The sequence below is a fragment of the Pseudomonas sp. CROZ-RG-20F-R04-15 genome (assembly GCF_022662375.1).
Taxonomy (GTDB): Bacteria; Pseudomonadota; Gammaproteobacteria; order Pseudomonadales; family Pseudomonadaceae; genus Aquipseudomonas.
This window is the reverse complement of record NZ_JAKNQL010000002.1, coordinates 1-21,511: the sequence shown is the minus strand read 5'-3', so window position 1 is coordinate 21,511 and position 21,511 is coordinate 1. Positions and strand designations below refer to the sequence as shown.

General features: G+C 58.6%; 19 protein-coding genes. 7 read left to right on the top strand and 12 right to left on the bottom strand.

The genetic code is table 11. The features are described from left to right. Complete coding sequence (locus L8H52_RS04400; RefSeq protein WP_242205978.1) at positions 1 to 1,611, bottom strand: ATP-binding protein; 1,611 nt, start codon at positions 1,609 to 1,611, stop codon at positions 1 to 3. Beyond that, positions 1,608 to 2,330 carry a response regulator gene (locus L8H52_RS04395; protein ID WP_242205979.1) on the bottom strand — a complete coding sequence of 241 codons (723 nt, stop codon included), beginning with the start codon at positions 2,328 to 2,330 and terminating at the stop codon, positions 1,608 to 1,610. The genes L8H52_RS04400 and L8H52_RS04395 overlap by 4 nt, the downstream gene beginning before the upstream one ends. 857 nt (positions 2,331 to 3,187) lie before the next feature. On the opposite strand from L8H52_RS04395, the gene L8H52_RS04390 reads away from it, so the two are divergent. Then, entirely contained in the window at positions 3,188 to 6,082 is a 2,895-nt protein-coding gene (locus L8H52_RS04390; protein WP_242205982.1) for a ribonucleoside-diphosphate reductase subunit alpha, read from the top strand. Between the two features lie 1,063 nt (positions 6,083 to 7,145). Here L8H52_RS04390 and flgE read toward each other — a convergent pair. From flgE to L8H52_RS04360, 6 genes are all read right to left on the bottom strand, one after another. Beyond that, positions 7,146 to 8,486, bottom strand: coding sequence for a flagellar hook protein FlgE (gene flgE / locus L8H52_RS04385; RefSeq protein WP_242205984.1), 1,341 nt, complete (start codon positions 8,484 to 8,486; stop codon positions 7,146 to 7,148). A 30-nt stretch (positions 8,487 to 8,516) separates the two neighbouring features. Further along, complete coding sequence (flgD, locus tag L8H52_RS04380) at positions 8,517 to 9,242, bottom strand: flagellar hook assembly protein FlgD (RefSeq protein ID WP_064119919.1); 726 nt, start codon at positions 9,240 to 9,242, stop codon at positions 8,517 to 8,519. Between the two features lie 15 nt (positions 9,243 to 9,257). Further along, the gene (gene flgC / locus L8H52_RS04375) at positions 9,258 to 9,701 is read right to left on the bottom strand and encodes a flagellar basal body rod protein FlgC (protein ID WP_003227217.1); all 444 of its coding nucleotides are present in this window, start codon (positions 9,699 to 9,701) and stop codon (positions 9,258 to 9,260) included. Between the two features lie 3 nt (positions 9,702 to 9,704). Next, positions 9,705 to 10,112 (bottom strand): flagellar basal body rod protein FlgB, encoded by a 408-nt coding sequence (gene flgB, locus L8H52_RS04370; RefSeq protein ID WP_007917581.1) that lies wholly within the window; start codon positions 10,110 to 10,112, stop codon positions 9,705 to 9,707. A 369-nt stretch (positions 10,113 to 10,481) separates the two neighbouring features. Continuing rightward, positions 10,482 to 11,309 carry a protein-glutamate O-methyltransferase CheR gene (gene cheR, locus L8H52_RS04365; RefSeq protein WP_016983976.1) on the bottom strand — a complete coding sequence of 276 codons (828 nt, stop codon included), beginning with the start codon at positions 11,307 to 11,309 and terminating at the stop codon, positions 10,482 to 10,484. A 46-nt stretch (positions 11,310 to 11,355) separates the two neighbouring features. Continuing rightward, on the bottom strand, positions 11,356 to 12,288 hold the full coding sequence (locus tag L8H52_RS04360; protein WP_007917585.1) for a chemotaxis protein CheV: 933 nt from the start codon (positions 12,286 to 12,288) through the stop codon (positions 11,356 to 11,358). Positions 12,289 to 12,370: 82 nt separating this feature from the next. Here L8H52_RS04360 and flgA point away from each other — a divergent pair, with 82 nt between their 5' ends. From flgA to L8H52_RS04340, 4 genes are all read left to right on the top strand, one after another. After that, positions 12,371 to 13,132 carry a flagellar basal body P-ring formation chaperone FlgA gene (gene flgA, locus L8H52_RS04355; RefSeq protein WP_242206014.1) on the top strand — a complete coding sequence of 254 codons (762 nt, stop codon included), beginning with the start codon at positions 12,371 to 12,373 and terminating at the stop codon, positions 13,130 to 13,132. A gap of 148 nt (positions 13,133 to 13,280) precedes the next feature. Then, positions 13,281 to 13,607 carry a flagellar biosynthesis anti-sigma factor FlgM gene (flgM, locus tag L8H52_RS04350; protein WP_077574151.1) on the top strand — a complete coding sequence of 109 codons (327 nt, stop codon included), beginning with the start codon at positions 13,281 to 13,283 and terminating at the stop codon, positions 13,605 to 13,607. 48 nt (positions 13,608 to 13,655) lie between these two features. Beyond that, entirely contained in the window at positions 13,656 to 14,123 is a 468-nt protein-coding gene (locus L8H52_RS04345) for a flagellar protein FlgN (protein ID WP_242205986.1), read from the top strand. A gap of 88 nt (positions 14,124 to 14,211) precedes the next feature. Further along, on the top strand, positions 14,212 to 14,958 hold the full coding sequence (locus tag L8H52_RS04340) for a flagellar brake protein (RefSeq protein WP_038369504.1): 747 nt from the start codon (positions 14,212 to 14,214) through the stop codon (positions 14,956 to 14,958). 72 nt (positions 14,959 to 15,030) lie between these two features. On the opposite strand, the gene L8H52_RS04335 is transcribed toward L8H52_RS04340, so the two are convergent. The 4 genes from L8H52_RS04335 to L8H52_RS04320 form a co-directional block, all read right to left on the bottom strand. Beyond that, on the bottom strand, positions 15,031 to 16,422 hold the full coding sequence (locus tag L8H52_RS04335; protein ID WP_242205989.1) for an MFS transporter: 1,392 nt from the start codon (positions 16,420 to 16,422) through the stop codon (positions 15,031 to 15,033). 69 nt (positions 16,423 to 16,491) lie between these two features. Then, the gene (locus tag L8H52_RS04330; protein WP_242206016.1) at positions 16,492 to 17,733 is read right to left on the bottom strand and encodes a glutamine synthetase family protein; all 1,242 of its coding nucleotides are present in this window, start codon (positions 17,731 to 17,733) and stop codon (positions 16,492 to 16,494) included. A 200-nt stretch (positions 17,734 to 17,933) separates the two neighbouring features. Next, entirely contained in the window at positions 17,934 to 18,626 is a 693-nt protein-coding gene (locus L8H52_RS04325) for a HAMP domain-containing sensor histidine kinase (protein WP_242205991.1), read from the bottom strand. Then, positions 18,623 to 20,227, bottom strand: a complete 1,605-nt coding sequence (locus L8H52_RS04320; RefSeq protein WP_242205993.1) for a tetratricopeptide repeat-containing response regulator — start codon at positions 20,225 to 20,227, stop codon at positions 18,623 to 18,625. Before L8H52_RS04320 ends, L8H52_RS04325 begins: the two co-directional genes overlap by 4 nt. 198 nt (positions 20,228 to 20,425) lie before the next feature. On the opposite strand from L8H52_RS04320, the gene L8H52_RS04315 reads away from it, so the two are divergent. Together L8H52_RS04315 and L8H52_RS04310 are read left to right on the top strand one after the other, a co-directional pair. Further along, positions 20,426 to 20,857 (top strand): hypothetical protein, encoded by a 432-nt coding sequence (locus tag L8H52_RS04315; RefSeq protein WP_242205995.1) that lies wholly within the window; start codon positions 20,426 to 20,428, stop codon positions 20,855 to 20,857. After that, entirely contained in the window at positions 20,845 to 21,408 is a 564-nt protein-coding gene (locus tag L8H52_RS04310) for a hypothetical protein (RefSeq protein ID WP_242205997.1), read from the top strand. The genes L8H52_RS04315 and L8H52_RS04310 overlap by 13 nt, the downstream gene beginning before the upstream one ends. Positions 21,409 to 21,511 lie beyond the last annotated feature (103 nt).

Genomic DNA, 21,511 nt, shown 5'->3' with positions numbered 1-21,511 from the left:
TTACCGGCGTTCCTGATTCCTCGGCCAACTCAAGCTAAAGCAAGCCCCACCCAGACTCTTGCTCTTGCCAATGATCGCCCGGCCGTCATGCCAGTGGATGATCCGCCGCACAATCGACAGGCCCAGGCCATGCCCACCCGACGCCCGCGTTCGACTGTCGTCCAGACGCAGAAACGGCGTGAAAATCCGCTCCCACGCCACCTCCGGCACACCCGGCCCGTCGTCCTCGATGTCGACGCGGCAGCGCAATTGCCCGACCTGATAACTCACCGTCACCTTCGAGCGTGCGTGGCGCATGGCGTTGCTCACCAGATTCTGCAACGCCCGGTGCAGATAACGCGGCTCGGCCTCGACCCAGGCATCATCGTTATCGGCGGCGGAAAGGCATAAACCACGCTGGACCGTGACTTCGGCGCGCAGCGGTGCCAACTCGTCAATCACCTGATTGACCAGCGCATCCAGATCGATGCGCTGAAACGTCAGCGCCGGCGAGCCCTGCTCCAGCCGCGCATAGGTGAGCATTTCATCGACCAGCTTATCGAGGTCTTCGATGTCGTGATCCATGCCCTCGCGGTACTTCTCCAGCGCTTGCGGGGTGGTCGCCGAGCCGATCATTTCCAGGCCGAAGCGCAGGCGTGCCACCGGTGTGCGCAACTCATGGGACACCGCGCGCACCAGTTCGCGCTGGATCGCCAGCAACTGTTGCAAGTGCTCGGCCATGCCGTTGAACGCCGCCGCCAGACGCCCGACCGAGTCAGCACCGCGTGCCGGCACACGGGTTTCCAGACTGCCCTTGGCAATCCGCGTGGCCGCTGCTTCGAGGCCGCGTAAACGGCGCTCGAGCTGACGCACCAGCAGATAAACAATCAGGCCGATCAGGGTCAGGCCGAGCGCGGCAATCAGCACCAGCCATTCCGGCGGATACGGGTTCATCTGATACAGCGGCCCGATCTCCAGCACCCATGGCGTGCCGACCATCCCGGCAAAGACGCGGATCGAGTCGCCGCCCTTGCCCAATGCCATCACCGTGTCGCCTTCGGCCACGCGGCGGCTCTGGTCTTCGTCCATGTCGGCGTCGTTCACCGTGACCAGGCGCAGATCGAAACCGAAGCCCTTCTCGTCCTTTATCTGTGCGAGGCGCTTGGGCTGCTCGCCAACCGGCACGCGCACCAGTTCATCGGCCAGCAGGTAAATGGTCGCGCGGGCCAGTTGCTCGCTGATCTGCTGCACTTCCCCTACCAGCACAAGCTGCTCTTTGTCGCTGACCATTCGATAGACTTTCGCTGCGTGCGGCCCGGTCTGCTCGACCAGCGCCTGGCCACGCTGCACGCGGGTGCGCTGGGACAGATCAAGATCGGTCTCGGCAAACTTTTTCAGTGCCAGCGGAATCCCCAGCAAACGCTCCCACACCAGCAGCGCACGATGGCGCTCGGTTTCGTTCATCGGTTGCAGGTTGCCGGCCATCAGCGAAAACGTGCCGTGCGCGAGGCGCTCGCGATATTGCTCGCTGCGCACCTGATTGAGCAGGTTGAGCGCCAGCACGCCGAGCACCGCCACCAGAATCAGCGCCGCGCACATGCCGCCGTAGATGCGCAGGAAGATCGAGTTCACAGCGGCAGGTCTACGCAGGCTTCAGGAACGAACAGATAACCTTTGCTGCGGATGGTCTTGATCAGGCGCGGATGGTCGGGGTCGTCGCCGATTTTCGGGCGAATGCGCGAAATGCGCACATCGATCGAACGGTCCTGGCCGTCATAACCGATGCCGCGCAGGGCAGTGAAAATTTCTTCGCGCGACAGAATCCGCCCGGCGTTGGACACCAGCAGCCAGAGCAGGTCGAATTCGGCGCTGGTCAGCTCGATGCCGTTGTCGCTCAGCCACGCTTCGCGCAGGGCGTTGTCCACCACCAGCGGGCCGAACTGCAGACGGCGGGATTTTTCGGCGACCGGCTCAGGTGTGTCGCTGCGTCGCAGCAACGCCTGAATCCGCGCCAGCAACAGGCGTGGGCGCACCGGTTTGCACACGTAATCGTCGGCACCGAGGTCAAGCCCCTGAATCTGATCGGCATCGTCGGTGCGTGCGGTGAGCATCAGAATCGGCCCCTCGTACTGGTTGCGCACCTTGCGGCAAATGCTCAGGCCATCTTCGCCGGGCAACATCAGGTCGAGGATCACCAGATCCGGCTGCTCCTTGATGATCCGCGCCGCCGCCAGCGCACCGTTGCCTTCGATATCCACGCGCAATCCATTGGCTTGCAGGTAGTCACGCGTCAGTTCGGCCAGTCGCTGATCATCCTCGACGATCAATACCTGAAAGGCTTGTTGCTCCACCGGTGACCTCTGCTTTCTATTGTTATTAATAAAGGACGAACCATCTGACTCAGTACAAATCTGTGGGAGCGAGCCTGCTCGCGAAAGCGTTGGATCAGCCGACATTGATGCTGAACCTGCCGACGTCTTCGCGAGCAGGCTCGCTCCCACATTTTTTGATTCTCCCGTCTTTTTGTCATGTTTCGGGAGGATAAAGATGCCTGCGCATGGCCCGATTGTATAAACGGCGTACAGCCAGAACACAAGTCGGTAAATGCGTTCGGACACGGCGGTTTTTTGTGATAGGGTTCGCGCCCTTAAAAATCCGCTGAAGCGTTTTTCCCGGTGAAAAAACAGTGACGGACGGTCTAGCTCAGCAGGTTCGCGGCCTACACGCATTTTCGAAGTTTCTTACACAATTTACGCACAGGCTTATCCACAGGTAGTACGTTGCAATCCCCCCCTGAAACGCATTATCTTGTAGCCCGAGCGCAAAAAAACCCTACATGTAGGGTTTGACGCTAAAAAACCAAACACAAACCCGGCAGTGAATTCAAGGCTTTTTATTGCCATTGTCGGGTTGAACCAAACGTATTTTCGAAAGCCCAAACCGCGCCTGCGGATGGCTACCGTTTTTGCGCCGATCACGGCGTTTACGGTACGGGTGTTGCAGTGGCGAAACTGCTCCCCGAAAGGAATGCGGTGATACGCGTATCGCGTGAACCGAAGACTTCGGCATGGAAGCGGCGCTCACAAGGCCCTCTTCCTGAACTGTCCCGAAGTCGTTATGCCCGGCGCGTGCCGGTTGTAGTGCTTCAGGACGGAACGGTGGGCACCGTGATGGTGCCCAAACAAACATAGAGAACGTGGAGACACCCATGCAAACCGACACAACTCGCGAGAACCCGCAGGGCACCTTGCCGCAGGCCGCCGATTCGAATTCGGATCTGGCAGCCACCGCGCCTGGTCAACTGCGCGTGATCAAGCGTAATGGCACTGTCGTTCCTTACACCGATGACAAGATCACCGTCGCTATCACCAAAGCGTTTCTCGCAGTTGAGGGCGGCACCGCTGCCGCTTCGTCGCGAATCCACGACACCGTTGCCCGTCTGACCGAACAGGTCACCGCAACCTTCAAGCGTCGCATGCCATCGGGTGGCACCATCCACATCGAAGAAATCCAGGACCAGGTCGAACTGGCCCTGATGCGTGCCGGCGAGCAGAAAGTCGCGCGTGACTACGTGATCTACCGTGACGGTCGTTCGAAAGAACGTGCTGCCCACGCCCCGGCCGAAGAAGCAGTCAACGCTCACCCGTCGATCCGCATCACCCGTGTTGACGGTAGCCTGGCGCCGCTGGACATGGGCCGCCTGAACACCATCGTCACCGAAGCGTGCGAAGGTCTGGAAGAAGTCGACGGCGACCTGATCCAGCGCGAAACCCTGAAAAACCTCTATGACGGCGTGGCCCTGACCGACGTCAACACCGCCCTGGTGATGACCGCTCGTACGCTGGTCGAGCGTGAGCCGAACTACTCGTTCGTGACCGCCCGCCTGCTGATGGACACCCTGCGTGCCGAAGGTCTGGGTTTCCTCGGTGTGGCCGAAAGCGCCACTCACCACGAAATGGCCGACCTGTACGCCAAGGCACTGCCGGCCTACATCGCCAAAGGTATCGAGTTCGAACTGCTGAACCCTGTGCTGGCCTCCTTCGACCTGGAAAAACTGGGCAAGGCGATCAACCACGAGCGCGATCAGCAATTCACCTACCTGGGCCTTCAGACCCTGTACGACCGTTACTTCATCCACAAGGATGGCGTGCGTTTCGAACTGCCGCAGATCTTCTTCATGCGCGTGGCCATGGGCCTGGCGATCGAAGAGAAGCACAAAGAAGACCGTGCGATCGAGTTCTACAACCTGCTGTCGTCCTTCGACTACATGTCGTCGACCCCGACCCTGTTCAACGCCGGTACCCTGCGTCCACAGCTGTCGAGCTGCTACCTGACCACCGTGCCGGATGACCTGTCGGGCATCTACCACGCGATCCACGACAACGCCATGTTGTCGAAATTTGCTGGCGGCCTGGGCAACGACTGGACGCCTGTTCGCGCTCTGGGTTCGTACATCAAAGGCACCAACGGCAAGTCGCAAGGCGTTGTGCCGTTCCTGAAAGTGGTGAACGACACCGCTGTAGCCGTTAACCAGGGTGGCAAGCGCAAAGGCGCTGTGTGTGCCTACCTGGAAACCTGGCACATGGACATCGAAGAGTTCATCGAACTGCGCAAGAACACCGGTGATGACCGTCGTCGTACCCACGACATGAACACCGCCAACTGGATCCCTGACCTGTTCATGAAGCGTGTCTTCGATGACGGCAAGTGGACCCTGTTCTCGCCATCCGAAGTGCCGGACCTGCACGACCTGACCGGTAAAGCCTTCGAAGAGCGCTACGAGTACTACGAAGCCCTGACCGAATACCCAGGCAAGGTCAAACTGTTCAAGACCATCCAGGCCAAAGACCTGTGGCGCAAAATGCTGTCCATGCTGTTTGAAACCGGGCACCCGTGGCTGACCTTCAAAGACCCGTGCAACCTGCGCAGCCCGCAGCAGCACGTCGGCGTGGTTCACAGCTCGAACCTGTGCACCGAAATCACCTTGAACACCAACAAGGACGAGATCGCCGTTTGCAACCTGGGCTCGATCAACCTGCCGAACCACATCGTGGATGGCAAGCTGGACACCGCCAAGCTGGAACGCACCGTGAACACCGCCGTACGCATGCTCGATAACGTTATCGACATCAACTACTACTCGGTGCCACAAGCGAAGAACTCCAACTTCAAGCACCGTCCGGTCGGTCTGGGCATCATGGGCTTCCAGGACGCGCTGTACCTGCAGCACATCCCTTACGGTTCCGACGCTGCCGTCGAGTTCGCCGACAAGTCGATGGAAGCGGTCAGCTACTACGCGATCCAGGCCTCCTGCGACCTGGCTGACGAGCGTGGCGCGTACGAGACGTTCCAGGGCTCGCTGTGGTCCAAAGGCATCCTGCCACTGGATTCGCAACAGATCCTGATCGAGCAACGTGGCCAGAAGTACATCGACGTTGACCTGAACGAATCCCTCGACTGGGCACCGGTTCGCGCCCGTGTACAGAAAGGCATTCGTAACTCCAACATCATGGCCATCGCACCGACCGCGACCATCGCCAACATCACTGGCGTCTCGCAGTCGATCGAACCGACCTACCAGAACCTGTATGTGAAATCGAACCTGTCGGGCGAATTCACCGTGATCAACCCGTACCTGGTTCGCGACCTGAAAGCTCGCGGTCTGTGGGACTCGGTCATGATCAACGACCTGAAGTACTACGACGGTTCGGTTCAGCAGATCGAGCGCATCCCGCAAGAACTCAAAGAGCTCTACGCAACCGCGTTCGAAGTGGACACCAAGTGGATCGTTGACGCCGCCAGCCGTCGTCAGAAGTGGATCGACCAGGCCCAGTCGCTGAACCTGTACATCGCCGGTGCATCGGGCAAGAAGCTCGACGTGACCTACCGCATGGCCTGGTACCGTGGTCTGAAAACCACTTACTACCTCCGTGCCCTGGCCGCGACCAGCACCGAGAAGTCGACCATCAACACCGGCAAGCTGAACGCTGTTTCCAGCGGCGGCAACCACGGCGACGATTCGGTTCTGGCGGCTCCTGCCGGTCCAGCACCAGTGCCAAAGGCTTGCGCGATCGACGAGCCGGATTGCGAAGCTTGCCAATAAGCTGAGCTGAATCAGGCGCCGCAAGACGCTTGAATCAAAAACCCCCGACAGACCTCAGGTTTGCCGGGGGTTTTCTTTTGCGTGGTAAAAAACAAAAGCCGACCGCACGCTCTTCCACCACTCAACGGGGTGAGCGATAGCCCAAAAGGCTTGGCCCCGGCGTACAGCACTTCGCTGAGGCTCAGTGTTCCCTCGCTACGGTGTCCATCCGCTCGGCCTGCCGATGGGGCTGAAGATCAAAAGCCAAATCAAGAGCCCCTCACCCTAGCCCTCTCCCGGAGGGAGAGGGGACTGACCGAGGTGTTTGAGAGAGCTACGCCGACATGAAATACCGAGTCGAACTCAAATTCTGAAAAGCTCACAAATCGGCTCCCTCTCCTCGGAGAGAGGGCTGGGGTGAGGGGCAAACCCAACACAAAACCAAAGCCGACCGCACGCTTCTTACCACTCAATACAATGAGCGTTAGCTCAAGTACCGCTCTTGACCTCACCACTCAATACAATGAGCGTTAGCTCAAGTACCGCTCTTGACCTCACCACTCAGCACAATGAGCGTTAGCTCGAGTACCGCTCTTGACCTTCACCACTCAGCACAATGAGCGTTAGCTCGAGTACCGCTCTTGACCCTCACCACTCAGCACAATGAGCGTTAGCTCAAGTACCGCTCTTGACCCTCACCACTCACCACAATGAGCGTTAGCTCGAGTACCGCTCTTGATCTAGAAGGCCCGTCGGCAGGCTGAGTGGAGGGATTGATCCGGGGGTGGGAGCGCAGCGACCGTTTGGCGCAGCCAAATGCATCGAGAGGAGGTGCAGCGAAGCAAACCGGAGGCGATGCGCCCGGATCAATCCCGCAGCGAAGGAACCCGAGCCTAAGCGAGGGCCGAACGTCAGGGTAAAGCCTTTTGGGTTACCTTTTCGGCGTTTGGAAAAGGTGACCCGCCGTAAGGGCGGAACCCTGATCAGCAACACCCGCAGCAACGGATATGCCCCCAAAACCCAAAACCCACCCACAAAAAAGCCCCTCAAAACGAGGGGCCCCTTTGCACAGCCAAACCCAGAATCAAGTCATCTGAATAATGGTCTGCATAATCGTGCTCTGAGTGGAAATGGTCTTGGCGTTCGCCTGATAGTTGCTCTGGCCCTTGATCAGGTCCACCAGCTCGTTGGTCAGGTTAACGTTGGACTCTTCCAGCGAGTTGGAAGCGATCGAACCCAAGGTACCGGTTTCTGGTGCATCGTAGCCCGGGATACCCGAAGCAAACGTCTCTTTCCAGCTGGTGCCACCGATAGCCTGCAGGCCTTGTTCGTTGGTGAAGCTGGCCAGCGCAACCTGGCCGATGGCCTTGCTCTGGTTGTTGCTGAAGTTGGCAAACAAAGTACCGGTGCCGTCGATGGTCAGGTTGGTGATCTGGCCAGTGGCGTAACCGTCCTGAGTCGGGATCGAACGCGCGGTGTCAGCGTTGTATTGAGTAGTCTTGGCCATCGAAATGGTCACGCCAGCCGGGTTGGCAGCTGCGCCGTTAGGCGTAAAGACGCCGTTGGTCACAGTCCCCGGCTTCCAGGTCGTCAGCTTCAAGTCGCTGCTGATGATCGGATTGGCAGGGTCCGCCGGGTTAGGCGTACTGACCTGAGTAAGGTTGCCCGAACTGTCAAACGTCAGTGTCGAAGCAACCGGAGGCGTAAGCGGATCGTTTGGATTGCTGCCGGTCGCATCCGGGTTACGGCCATCAACCAGGGTGTAGACCTTCCAGGTGTTTTGGCCGGTTTTCACCATGTACTGATCCATGACGTGCGAGTTGCCCTGAGAGTCATAGATTGGGGTGCTAAACGACTTAGTGTAAGTCTCGAGCTTTGTCGGATCGAACTTGACGGCACTGGCGCCGGTATCAACGATCACCGGCGCAGTCGAGTTCAAGTTGATGCTCGAAGTCACCAGGGAACTCGATTTCGGCGCCAGGTTCGAGGTATCAATCTTCAGGTCAGTCAACACGCCGTTGATGATCTTGCCGTTGGCGTCCACACCGTAACCCTGCAGGCGCGAGGTGTAGTCGGTGTTGGTGATGTAACCGGCGTTGTCGACCTTGAACGTACCGGCACGGGTGTAGGACACCGAGCCGTTGTTGCTCATGGTGAAGAAGCCCGAACCGTTGATGCCCATGTCCAGCACGTTACCGGTGTTGTTGATGTCACCCTGGGTGAACTGCTGGGAAACGTTGGCCAGGCGCACGCCGTTGCCGATCACTTTGCTGCCGCTGCCCAGGCGAGTGGCCGAGTAGACGTCTTCGAATTCTGCACGGGACGATTTGAAACCGGCGGTCGCGACGTTGGCGATGTTGTTGCCGGTCACGTCCAGTTGTTTGTTGGCTGCATAGAGACCGCTAAGGCCGATATTGAAAGACATATTCCACTCCTTTGTGCCGGTTAGTCGGCTCTATATACCAATGGTTTGTACTTTGGACAGGGCAACAGTGCCCTTGCCGGACAGGTTGAGCATCAGCTCGCCGCCGGTCTGGCTGATCGTCACGCTGGTGACGGTGGCCGGCAGGTAGGTCGCCATATCGGTCGAGGTGCCATTGATCGATGCGTTGGCCTTGACGGTATAGGTACCGGTCTTGACCACGTTGCCGTCCTTGTCCTTGCCGTCCCAGGTGAAGCTCGCACTGCCTGCCGCGCGACTGCCCAGATCGATGGTGCGAACGACCGTGCCGCTGCTGTCGGTGATGCTGACGGTGCCGCCGGCAATCGACGACGGCACGGTGACCGAACCGGTCATGCCTTTGCTCGGATCGTCGAGCTGAACCGAGTTGGTCTGCACGATGACGTTGCGGCCCACCAGCGACGAAGCCTGCAAGGCTTGCGACGAGTTGTAGTTGCCAGCAAGGCCACTCACGGTGGAGTTCAGCGTAGTGATGCCTTCCAGGCTACTGAACTGCGCCAACTGGGCAACGAATGCGCTGTTGTCCTGCGGATCGAGCGGGTTCTGGTTTTTCAGCTGGGTGACCAGCAATTGCAGGAACGCGTCCTTGCCCAGGGCCTGGCCGCCGGTGGCGCTGTTCGTGGCCGAAGCAATGCCACCTGTGGTCGAACCGGTCTTTTTCGACGAGTTCGCCAGGATGTCATTCATGCTCAAGCTGCTAGTGGTATCGGAAACACTCATGGCAGTCGCCCCTTATTACTGACCGAGGGTCAGTACCTTCTGCATCATGGTTTTGGCGGTGTTCATCATTTCGGCGTTGGTCTGGAAGGACCGGCTCGCGGAAATCATGTCAGCCATTTCTTCCACCACGTTGACGTTCGGGTAGTAGACGTAGCCCTTGGCGTCGGCCGCCGGATGGTTCGGCTCGTAGCGCGCTTCGAGGTTGCTCTGGTCTTCGACCACGCCGAGTACCTGCACGCCTTGACCGGCGGCGTCCTGGCTCTGGAACAACGAGTTGCTGCCGCTGTTCTGGCCGCCCTGGAACATGGTGGCGAATACCGGGTGACGGGCGCGATAAGTCTGGTCGATGCTCGACGAGACAGTCTCGGCGTTGGCGATGTTCGACGCCACGGTGTTCAGGCGTGTGGTCTGTGCGCTCATGCCGCTGCCGGCAATGTTGAAAACGCTGGACAGGGACATGGATTACTCTCCGCGCAGGGCTGACACCAGCCCTTTGAATTTGCTGTTGAGCAGGGTGAAGCTGGCCTGGAAGCCTACGGCGTTTTCCGCGTAGTTGGACTGTTCCAGTTGGGCGTCCACGGTGTTCTGGTCGATCGAAGGTTGCATCGGCGTGCGATACATCAGCGATTCGTCGCCGTTGCCCAGGCCTTCAGCTTCGATATGACGGCTGTTGGTCATGTTCAGGGCGATGGTGCCGTTCGCATTTTTCTGGGTCTGTGCTTCAAGCACTTTGGAGAAGTCCAGATCCCGCGCCTTGTAGTTCGGGGTGTCGGCGTTGGCGATGTTGTTGGCCAGCACTTCGGCACGCTGGGCGCGGAAGCCCAATGCCTTTTCGTGAATGCCGAGCGCTTTATCGAAGCTGATGCTCATGTCGGGAACCTTCAGGTGACCGGTTTTTCGTAACTGAGCTTTAGCAAGCGCCGTGCCAAACCAAAAAACGCCCGAAAACCGGGGCTTTGCCAGGGGTCGGCAAAGCGGCAATGCCAGAAAAGCGGCAACTGGTTTCCGCCGGATGCCGCTTTTCTGCCGCTTGCCGTCCTTGCCAGTTCAACGCATATCCCTTGTGGGAGCGAGCCTGCTCGCGAAGGCGGCGTGTCAGTCGCCAACTGTTTTACTGACAGACCGCTTTCGCGAGCAGGCTCGCTCCCACAGGGGGGGGTGGTGTTCGTGGGAAATAATTGGGGCATAAAAAAACGGCAGGCCTTTTGGGCCTGCCGTTTTTTGTATTTGCCGATGCAATCATTTCGCCTGGTAAATAATCCCCGGGCTGCACTGCACCATCTGGTAATGGTCCGGCAAACCGTTCAGCGCTTCGGAAGCGCCAAGGAACAGATAACCGCCCGGCTTCAACGTGCTGTGAATGCGCAACAGGATGTCTTTCTTCACTTCGGCAGAGAAGTAGATCAACACGTTGCGGCAGAACACGATGTCGAACTTGCCCAGCGCAGCATAGCTGTCGAGCAGGTTGAACGAGCGGAACTCCACGCGGTTCTTGATCGGCGCCTTGATCACCCAGCGGCCCGGCCCTTTCGGGTCGAAGTAACGCTGCAGACGTTCCGGCGACAAACCGCGACCGATCGCCAGGCTGTCGTACTCGCCGGTCTTGCAGTTGGTCAGCATAAGACCGGACAGGTCGGTGGCGACAATCTGCACGCCCATCTTCAACTGGCCGAGGTTGGTGCGCTCGAACTCGTCGATCGACATCGACAGCGAGTACGGTTCCTGGCCCGACGAGCAGGCGGCCGACCAGATCCGCAGACGCTGGTTGGGGCTGGCCTTGATCGCTTCAGGCAGCACCTTGTTCTTCAAGACTTCAAACGGATAGGTGTCACGAAACCACAGGGTTTCGTTGGTCGTCATGGCATCGACCACCTGCTCGCGCAAACCGCTGCGCGGCTGGGTCTGGATGCGCTGAACCAGCTCACCCAGGGATTTGATGCCTTGCTGCTCCATCAGTTTGTTGAGACGGCTCGAGACCAGGTACTGCTTGTTTTCACCGAGCAAAATGCCACAGGCTTTTTCCAGGAAGACCCGGAACTGTTCGAAATCCAAATTACCCGTAGACAATGATGCCGCCTCTTAAATCGTGTTGACCGCCAGGAGCAAAACGCCCCTAGCTGATATCTGCTGCTTTGATCCGGTCGACTACCCGGGATGCCAGGTCATCAGGACGGAACTTGGCCAAAAAGTCATCGGCACCGACTTTCTTGACCATCGCCTGATTGAATACCCCCGACAACGAAGTATGCAGGATGATATGAAGCTTTTGCATGCGTGCGTCGCCGCGGATTTCCGCCGTCAGGGTGTACCCGTCCATCTCCGGCATCTCGATGTCGGAAATCATCATCAGGAACTCTTCTTCCGGCTTCTTGCCCTCATCGACCAGCTTGCGCAGGTAATCCAGCGCCTGTTTGCCGTCGTTCAGCGCCACCACTTCGACCCCGATTGTCTGCAGACAACGCGTGACCTGCTTGCGCGCCACCGACGAGTCATCGACCGTCAAGACACGTAACGACAGTGCCTTGGTCTGAGTCTCGACATCGACCACGCCCACCGAAATCGCTTCCGGTGTCGGCGCAACTTCCGCCAGCACTTTCTCGACGTCGATGATTTCGACTAACTGATTGTCCACCCGAGTCACAGCGGTCAGGTAATGATCGCGACCCGTGCCCTTGGGCGGCGGATGAATCTCTTCCCAGTTCATGTTGACGATGCGCTCCACCGAGCGGACCAGGAAACCCTGGGTCTTGGTGTTGTACTCCGTGATGATCACGAACGGGTTGTTCTTGTCCTTCAACGCACCCGAGCCGGTCGCCATTGCCAGATCCAGAATCGGAATGGTCGCCCCCCGGATATTTGCCACCCCGCACACGACAGGACTGGACTTGGGCATCAACGTCAGCGACGGGCACTGCAACACTTCCCGTACCTTGAACACGTTGATTCCGTAGAGCTGCTGACCGTCGAGACGGAACAACAACAGCTCCAGGCGATTCTGCCCTACCAGTTGCGTGCGCTGGTTCACCGAATCCATTACACCAGCCATGCCCAGACTCCTACACCAACGCCAAGTGTTGTTGCGACGCACATTCATTGCTAAACGGCACGGCGCTTGCTTTTTAACTCGTATGAACGCTCAAACGACATTTTTCCGACACCTGACATCCCGCGCTCGCAAAAGCCTTTGCGCGGTATCAGCCGTCTGCTGCTTTTTCGCTGGCAGCCCTGCCATTGCTGATGCGGTTACCTTGCCTGACATGCTTATCGGCGTCACTCAGGGCTTTCTTGAGTTCACCGTAGAAGACTATCTGGCTACCAGTCAAACGGAAGGCCGCTACGAAATCGAAGTAAACCAGCTCGACCCCCGCATGCGCATGCCTATGTGCGACAAGGAATTGACAGCGACTTTGGAGAGCCCGGCACGTCCATTGGGCCGGGTTACCGTGAAGGTCCGCTGCGAGGGCGCCTCGCCCTGGACCGTGTTCGTGCCCGCTCAAGTCCGCCTGTTTCGCGAGATTGTCACGACCACCCGACCGCTGAAACGCGCAGGGATTATCGAGCCGCAGGACGTGACCTTGCGAGAGCGCGACGTGAGTACGATCAATCAAGGCTTTCTGACGTCGGTAGACGAAGCGATCGGGCAGAAATTGACCCGACCAACGGTCGCCGATCAAGTGATTACGCTGGTCCATCTGGAACAGGCCGAAGTCATTCGCAAGGGCGATCAAGTGGTCATCACTGCGCGCAGCGGCACGCTCGCCGTGCGCATGCCCGGTGAAGCGCTGGCCAATGGCGGTTTGAAAGAACAGATACGCGTGAAAAACCTCAACTCGCAGCGGGTCATCAAGGCGCAAGTCACCGCGCCGGGCCAAGTGGAAGTCGCAATGTAGAAAACTGGCGCTGGCCCCAGCTGTTCCCTAAACTGTGCCGCAGCAGGACACGCGCCGGCGCATGCAAGGCTCATTGTAAATGTGCCTAAAGTTTTCCAGGGGATGGCCGAAAACATGGCAAGCGTCCAAATTCCCAGAGGTTTTTATCATGGTCATCGATTTCAGCCGTTTGAACAGCTCCTCGTCACTTACGGGCAGTACACGTACCAGCAACGCCAAGGAAACCGCCGAAACCGGCACCTCCGCGCCGCTGAATACCCAGGCCGAGCCGGCCAGTACCGCAAAAAGCGGGGAATCGGTACACCTCAGCAATGAGGCTCAACAGTTGCAGAAGGTCACTGACAAGCTGCGCGATCAGCCTGCTGTCGACAAAGCCCGTGTGGCCGAGTTGAAAGCCGCGATTGCCGATGGCAGCTATAAAGTCGACAGCAACCGTGTAGCCAGCAAACTGCTCAACTTCGAAGCCCAGCGCTAGGCCTTTGCCGGCGCGAGGCTTTTGGACGCTTAACACCCAAGGCCAGCCATGCACGACACTAATTTATTGCAACTGATCAACGACGACTTTGCTCCAGCTCAACAATTGCTGGAGTTGCTGCAAACCGAATCCCTCGCGTTGCACGGTCGCGACATGCCCCTGCTGGAAGAAATTCTGGCGCACAAACAGGCATTGATCATTCTGCTTGAACAGCATGGCCGCAAGCGCAGCGAAATACTCGCCAGCCTCAACCTGCCGACCGATCGTGCAGGTCTTGAGCAACTGGCCGGCCAGTCGAGCATTGGCGATCAACTGCTCAGCCAAGGCGATGCCCTGACCGAACTGATCGCTCAATGTCAGGCTGCCAACGTCAAAAATGGTCAGTCGATCCAGATCCAGCAGGCCGCCACGGCCAATCAGTTGAAGATCCTCACGGGTGGTGAAGCGCCGGCGCTGTATAACGCCAGCGGTACTTTTGCCAAGCCCGCCGTACCGCGTCCGCTCAGCCAGGCATGAGCCGTTGATGCGCCAGCTCTATCAACCCGCGAAACATGCTGGCAAAATGCTGGCTAGTCGTCATATTTTGTCTGGAGATTGATAAACCGTGTCCAACGCCCTCAGCGCGGATGATGCTCCGCAGCCCCCTAAGGTGCTTACCACGCCACTGGAAATCTCCAGCAACCTGCGCCAGCTGCAAGAAAGCCACGATCCGCTGATCATCACCTTCCACGAGCGCAGCCAGCGCTTTCAGAGCTATCTGATCAAGGTCGACCGCGACAGCGCTTCGATCGCGCTGGACGAGATGATCCCGCGTGATGGCGAACGCTTCCTGCTGGCCGGTGAGCCGTTCAAGGTTGAAGGTTTTCATGAAGGCGTGCGCATTGCCTGGGAATGCACCGGCACGCTGAATATCGAGGAGTCCGACGGTGATCGCTTCTACACCGGCGAGTTGCCGACCGAAGTGGTTTACCACCAGCGCCGCAATGCCTTCCGCGCCGCGCTGAAACTGACCGATCTGGTCAGCGTTGAACTGGGCGGCGAAAAACTCAAGGCGCCGATCAACGGCAAACTGCTGGATATCTCCGCGACCGGCTGCAAGCTGCGTTTCGAAGGTGATATCACTGATCGTCTGCAACTGGGCCAGGTCTATGACCGCCTGATCGCCCCGCCGCTGTTCGGCAACCAGCCGACCTCTGTCGAACTGCGCTATCTGCACTTCGAAGAAAAACTCAACATCACCTTTGCCGGCCTGCGTTTCCACAACATCAGTGGTCAGGCAGCGCGCAACGTTGAGCGTTTTGTTTATCAGCTGCAACGGGAAGCACGCCGTTTCGATAAAGACGATATGTGATTCGCAGCGACCAATAAAAAGGGCAGCCCCTGGTGGGACTGCCCTTTTTTATGCGCGTTGGTTTTGTTCAGTTCAAGGCCTGCCGCCACTGAGATCGGGGGTTGGCTTGTCGTCGCCGCTATCCGTTTCAGTTTCTGCCGCAGGCTCTGGCTGAACATCGGGTTCAGCCGCAGGTTCGGGACTCGCCGGCGTCTGCACCGGATCCTGCACCATCTGCTCCTGCACCACTTGCTCATCTACCCGAGGGTCGAGGGCGGCCACCAGCGGCGAGCTGGACATGCTGTCGGGCATGGCCACGTGATGCAGCGGCGCGTCGTCGACCTGATGCAGATTGGTCACGGCTTTCGGCCGGATCCGCCACACCAGTACCAGCGCGAAGAAACTGAAAAACGCATACAGGCTCTGACTGCCGAACAGCTTCATCAGCACACCCGCCAGCAACGGCCCGATGCTCGCCCCGACCCCGTAAGTCACCAACAGCATCGCCGTCAGCGACACCCGCCGATCACCTTCGACATGGTCATTGGAGAATGCCACCGCCAGTGGATACAGGCAGAACTGCACCAGCGAGCAGAAAAAGCCGACCACAAACAGTACTTCCAGCGGCACCTGCGGCAGCACCGCCAACGGCAATGCCGCCACCGCAAGAAACCCGGCAAAGCAGCGAATCAGCAGCGCCCGGTCGTAACGGTCAGACAACCAGCCCAAAGGCCACTGCACCAGTAAACCGGCAAAGATGCAGCTACCCATGAACAGACCGACCTGCTCGGTCGACAGCCCTTGCTGCGAGGCATACAGCGGCGCCAGACCGTAAAACGAGCCGATGATCAGACCCGCACCCAGCACCGTGCTCAACGACTGCGGCACCCGTTTGATAAAGAAGCGCGGCTCCATCGGTGCCGGATGCAGTGGCGCCGGGTGAATGCGCCGGGTCAACGTCACGGGTACCAGGCACAGGGCAAAACACAGGGCAACCAGCATCAACAGCTCCGGCCCCAACCCCGGGTGCATGACCAGAATCAGCTGCCCCAGCACCAGTCCCAGATACGAGGCGATCATGTAGCCGCTAAACACCAGGCCGCGCTGTTTGGCGTCCGCCTGCTCGTTGAGCCAGCTCTCGATCACCATGTATTGGCACATCATGCCCAGACCGACGATCGTCCGCAGCACCAGCCACGCCGGCAGCCAGTCGACCAGACCATGGCCCAGCACCGCCGCACCGACAATCCCGGCACACGCCGAATAGGCACGGATATGCCCGACCCGCGCAATCAGGCGGTGGCCGATCTTGCCGCCCAACACCAGACCGAAATAGTTGCAGGCCATCAGCGCACCGACCCAGAGGCCGTCGACGTTGTCAGCGGCTAGACGCAACGCCAGATAAGTGGATAGAAGGCCCGAGCCGATCAACATCATCAGCGAGGCGAAATACAGCGCTCGAAAGGATTTCCAGATTTGGCGCATCGGCGTTCCGAGCGGCTCCTTGCAGTAAAGACCGGGCTACCAAAACGATAGCCCGGTGGCGACAGTTCGTCAGGCCTGGGCTGCTAGAACACGCCGTTCCCAGGGAGTGATTTCATCAAAGAAGCTGGTCAACTCCATGGTCTTCGAAGCGATGTAGCCTTCGATGAACTCCTGTCCGAACAGTTCCCTGGCCAATTGACTACGTTTCAGACGCTCGAGGGCGGCGTGCAAAGTACATGGCAACGAAAGATTGTCCGGCACCTCGAACTCGCCCTGAATGGCTTCACTCGGTTCCAGTTCATGCTCGATGCCATGCAAACCGGCGGCCAGACTGGCGGCGATCGCCAGATACGGATTGGCATCGGCGCCCGGCAAACGGTTTTCCACGCGACGAGCGACCGGCGAACTGGCCGGAATGCGCAGCCCGGCCGCGCGGTTGTCGTGGGACCAGCACGCGTTATTCGGTGATGCGTACGGATGGCACAGACGCTGATAGGAGTTCACATTGGGTGCAAACAGTGCGGTGAAATCAGCCATGCCTGCCTGCTGACCACCGATGAAGTGGCGGAACATCGCCGTCGGCTCACCCTGCTCATCACTGAAGACATTCTTGCCGCTGCGGCTGTCGACGATGCTTTGGTGAATGTGCATCGAACTGCCCGGCGTGTGCGCCAGTGGCTTGGCCATGCACACCACGGTGAGACCGTGCTTGAGCGCAACTTCCTTGAGCAGGTGCTTGAAGAGGAACGTCTGGTCGGCGAGCAGCAGCGGATCGCCGTGCAGCAGATTGATCTCGAACTGGCTGACACCCATCTCATGCATAAAGGTATCGCGCGGCAAACCGAGAGCCGCCATGCATTTATAGACTTCGTTGAAGAACGGCCGCAGACCGTTATTGGAGCTGACACTGAACGCCGACTGGCCATCCTCGCGACGCCCGTCGAGGCCGACTGGCGGACGGAATGCCTGGCTCGGATCGGTGTTCGGCGCGAAGACAAAGAATTCCAGTTCGGTCGCCACTACCGGCATCAGGCCACGCGCGGCGTAACGGGCAATGACCTTCTTGAGCTGGCCACGGGTCGACAGATTGGAGCTTTCGCCGCTCAGTTCATCAGCGTCGCAAATGGCCAGAGCGCGCGGATCGTCGCTCCACGGCAGGCGATGGATCTGGGTGGGCTCGGCAATCAGCGCGAGATCGCCGTCATCGCTGCCATAAAACCGCGCGGCCGGGTAACCGCCCATGATGCATTGCAGCAGCACACCCCGCGCCAACTGCAAACGCCGCCCTTCGAGGAAACCCTCGGCGGTCATCACCTTGCCCCGTGGTACGCCGTTCAAATCCGGCGTGACACATTCAATCTCATCAATGCCCGTCAATCGCTGCGCGAGTGAACGCTGGCCATCGGTTGTCATGACGCAATCCTTGTTATTGTGCGAGCCGCGAACGGCGACCCGTACAAAATAGGCTTCGGCTGTTCGGAATATCAAGCAGCGTCAAACAAAAAGGCGCGTCACGGCAGATAAAGGCTGAACACCCCGCCACCGAGTGGGCCGCCATTGCGGATTTCGGTGCGACCTTCAACACCGTTGCGCTGATGCAGCGCTGCGATGCGATTGGCAAAATACAAACCGAGTCCGGTGCTGCCACTGCTGTGGTTGATGCCTTGCACGTAATCGGCCTGACGCTCGAGCATCTCGGCCGGGTAACCGTCGCCGTCGTCATTGATGCTCAGCACCAATTGTCCGGCCTCGTCACTGACAGTAATCAGCAGCGATTCGCGGGCATAGCGAATCGCATTGTTGATGCAGTTGCCGAGCACGGAGGCAATCAATTCACGGTCGAAGAAACCCAGCGGACTCAACGGATCGACTTCATACGTGGCGATGATCCCGCGACTGGCAAACACCTCTTGATGCGCCGCCAGTTGCGCCTCGATAAAGTCGTCGAGCTCGTGATAGGCCGGTTGCAGCGGCAGCTGATTGACGCCGAGTTTGTACAGCCCGAGCAACTGCACCAGCATGCCGTTGAGGTGGGCAAACTCGAAGTCGATCACGCCCTGTTCCGTGCCTTCGCGCAGTTCTTGCGGCAAGCGCGCCAGCCATTGGCTGTGGGCCTGCATCAGCATGGCCAGCGAGTTCTTCATGTCGTGAACGGTGGAGGCGATCACCGTGGAAAAATCCAGAGCTTGTTCGTCGTGATTCATTCGCCAAACGCCTTGCTTTTCAGCTTCTGATAACGCGCAAAACGCGCGTCGGTGTCGGGCATCAGGCCAACCATTTTCAGGCAGGCCCGACATTCTTCCAGCTCCGCCGACGGCGCACTGGTGTCAGTGCCGTGCAGCAGCGACTGGGCCATGTTCAGCGCGATACTGATGTTCTTCGGTTGCAGCTTCAGCGCCTTGCGGAACACCTCGCGGGCCTCCACCAGATTGCCGGTCTTGTACACGCGCACGCCCTGACGGTTGAGGTCGGCAGCGGCGTTGCTGGAGCTGAGGATAGTCGGGTCATCGGTGAGTTTGGCGATGTCTTTCATCACCGCCGGATCATCACCATAGATCTCCGCACAGCTCTTGAGCATCGAGGTGCCCGCCTCGGCCTGACCGAGCATCTGCAATTGCTTGGCGACCAGCAGCGCGGCTTCCGGGCTCATGAATTGCTCCATGCCGTCGAGGCGCATCAGCGCTTGTTCGGTGAGCTTGTCGGCGGTTTCTGCATCGTTGAGCAACAGGCTGGTGGCCTTCATCAAACGTGCACGAATCTGCAGGCCCGGGTCGGTCGGATTCTCTTTGGCCACCGCACTGAGCGTGGTGTTGATCTCCAGCCGCGTGCGTGTGTCGAGACCGCGCTCACTGCCTTTGCTGATCAACGCGTGAGCCAGGCCTAGGTTGCTTTCCGGATCTTTGAAGCGCGACTGTGCACCTTGGGACACGGCTTGCCGATAAGCACGCGAAGCGGTGTCGAAATCCTCGTTGGTCATCGCCAGTTTGCCCAGCAAGGCTTGGCGACGTACCGCCAGTGGTGACAGACGAATGGCCTCTTCCAGCACCTGTTGCGCGCCTTTGGTATCACCCTCGGCAACCAGCACGTCGGCCATACCGTCGTACAACGACGGCATCATCGGAAACACCTTCAGCGCCTTTTCATAGACGCCTTTGGCCTGGGCGACTTGCCCACGTTTGAACAGCAACTTGCCCAGTCCGGCAAACGCCCACGGCAACGGTCGGTCAGCGATGATGCTGTCGTAAAGCCGTTCCAGCGCTTCGTTCTGGTTCATGTCGCGCAGCGCATCGGCACGGTAGCGCAGGCACAGCGGCGAATAGCGGATGTCCTGCTTGCACAGGGCGATGCAGGCGTTGAGCACCTCGACCGGCTTGCCACGGTCGAGGGCTTGCAGAATCGGTTTGAGCAACGTCTTGCGCTGCTCCAGACGCTCCAGGCGCTGGGCCAGACCTGAGCGGTTGAACGGTTTGGTCAGGTACGCATCCGGCTCGTGCTCCAGGGCACTGAGTACCATCGCCTGACTGGTCTCGGCCGTGACCATGACAAACACCGCTTCATGGCTGATGAGCTTTTCCAGCATCAGGTCTTCGAGTACCTGCTGGCCGTTCTTCTTGCCGTCACCGAGATGGAAATCCTGCAGGATGAAATCGTAGGATTTCTGCGCACACATCTTCAGCGCCTGCTCACCGGTGTCGGCGGTATCGACGTCCTTGACCCCTAGCTCACGCAGCATCGAACGCACAGAACTGCGGAAATCCGAGAAATCATCGACGATCAGAAAACTCTTTTGGTGATACGACAGCATCGAAGATTTCCAGGCAATTGAAGTGAGGGCAATTTCAGGCGCGCAGATGATAGCTGGCGGCCAAATGCTATCAAGCGATTTCGCGCGACGTTTAAGTCACCGAATGGGTTATCGGCCAGAAGTACGGTTCCCTGAAGCGGGTGCTTCAATAATCCTCGCCGAGCAGCGGATGATCTAGATAAACACGCGCTGGACGATTTGCAAAAGCGCATTCAAGCCGCCTGTAAGGACGCAACGGAGTTTGCCCTTGAACGAGTTCTGGCCGCGCTCACCGTCAAAACGCCCGCCGGCGGTTTTGCCGGCGATGCCAATGAAGATGACCCTTCGATAACGCGCTTTCCAACAGCGCAGTTCAAAGGCGTTATTACCAATGAATGGCGAGCGTTGACCGCTTCGCAGATCACTGACGCTGTCGAGACCGGCCTGAGCTCTTACGCCCTGCGGGATCTGGATGGCGACGGGCAACGCGATCTGATTGTGAATACCTACTGCCGGGGGGCACCGGTCTGTTCACCTATATGGAAACCTGGCGTCGCGACGGAGAACGGTTCGTCAAACGATCTGTTGAGTCCGAAAGTTCGCTGTTCTACACCAACGATCGCGGCGCTAATCAGTCAGTGGACTGGATAAACCTGCGCGGCAAAACTTATGCGGCTTATCGAAACAGCGAGTACGGCGTTGATCGGGTCTACTTGCTCAACCCGCTGAAAATCAACGTCCAGGTGCCTACGGTGACAATCCGTTATCGCTATGACCTCGACGTGCCTGCTCTACAGCACAAAGATGACGGCAACAGCACGTTTGAACTCGAACGCGATCTGCGCCGAGCGCTCAATCTGGCAGTGGCCAAAGTAAATGAAACCGCCGCTATCCCTTCAAAAGAACCGCTCTGCCCTATTCCGGCTACCGGCGCCGGTGAAAACGATTACTACAGCTTTGGCCCCGCGCATTACAGCATTGAAAAAGTCGCCGACCTGCCAGTCTTCATCGGCAATGATTGTTACATCGGCGCCTTGATCGACTGGTTCGGCAGTTACAGCGAAAAGAATGGCCTGTTCGCGCAACTGGCATTGCGCAAACCGGACAGCGATGACGGCAGCCGCACATATGAAGTCTACGGTCGCCGACAGATCACCGAAGTCAGCACTTCAATGGGTAAAGTTGAGCTGAACGGGGGTTAGCCGCGCATCTGCTGAGGGTAATGCAAAAAGCCCCGTCGCAATTTCCATTGCGACGGGGCTTTACATTTGTACCTGATTATCTTCACAAACTTTTATCCCGGAT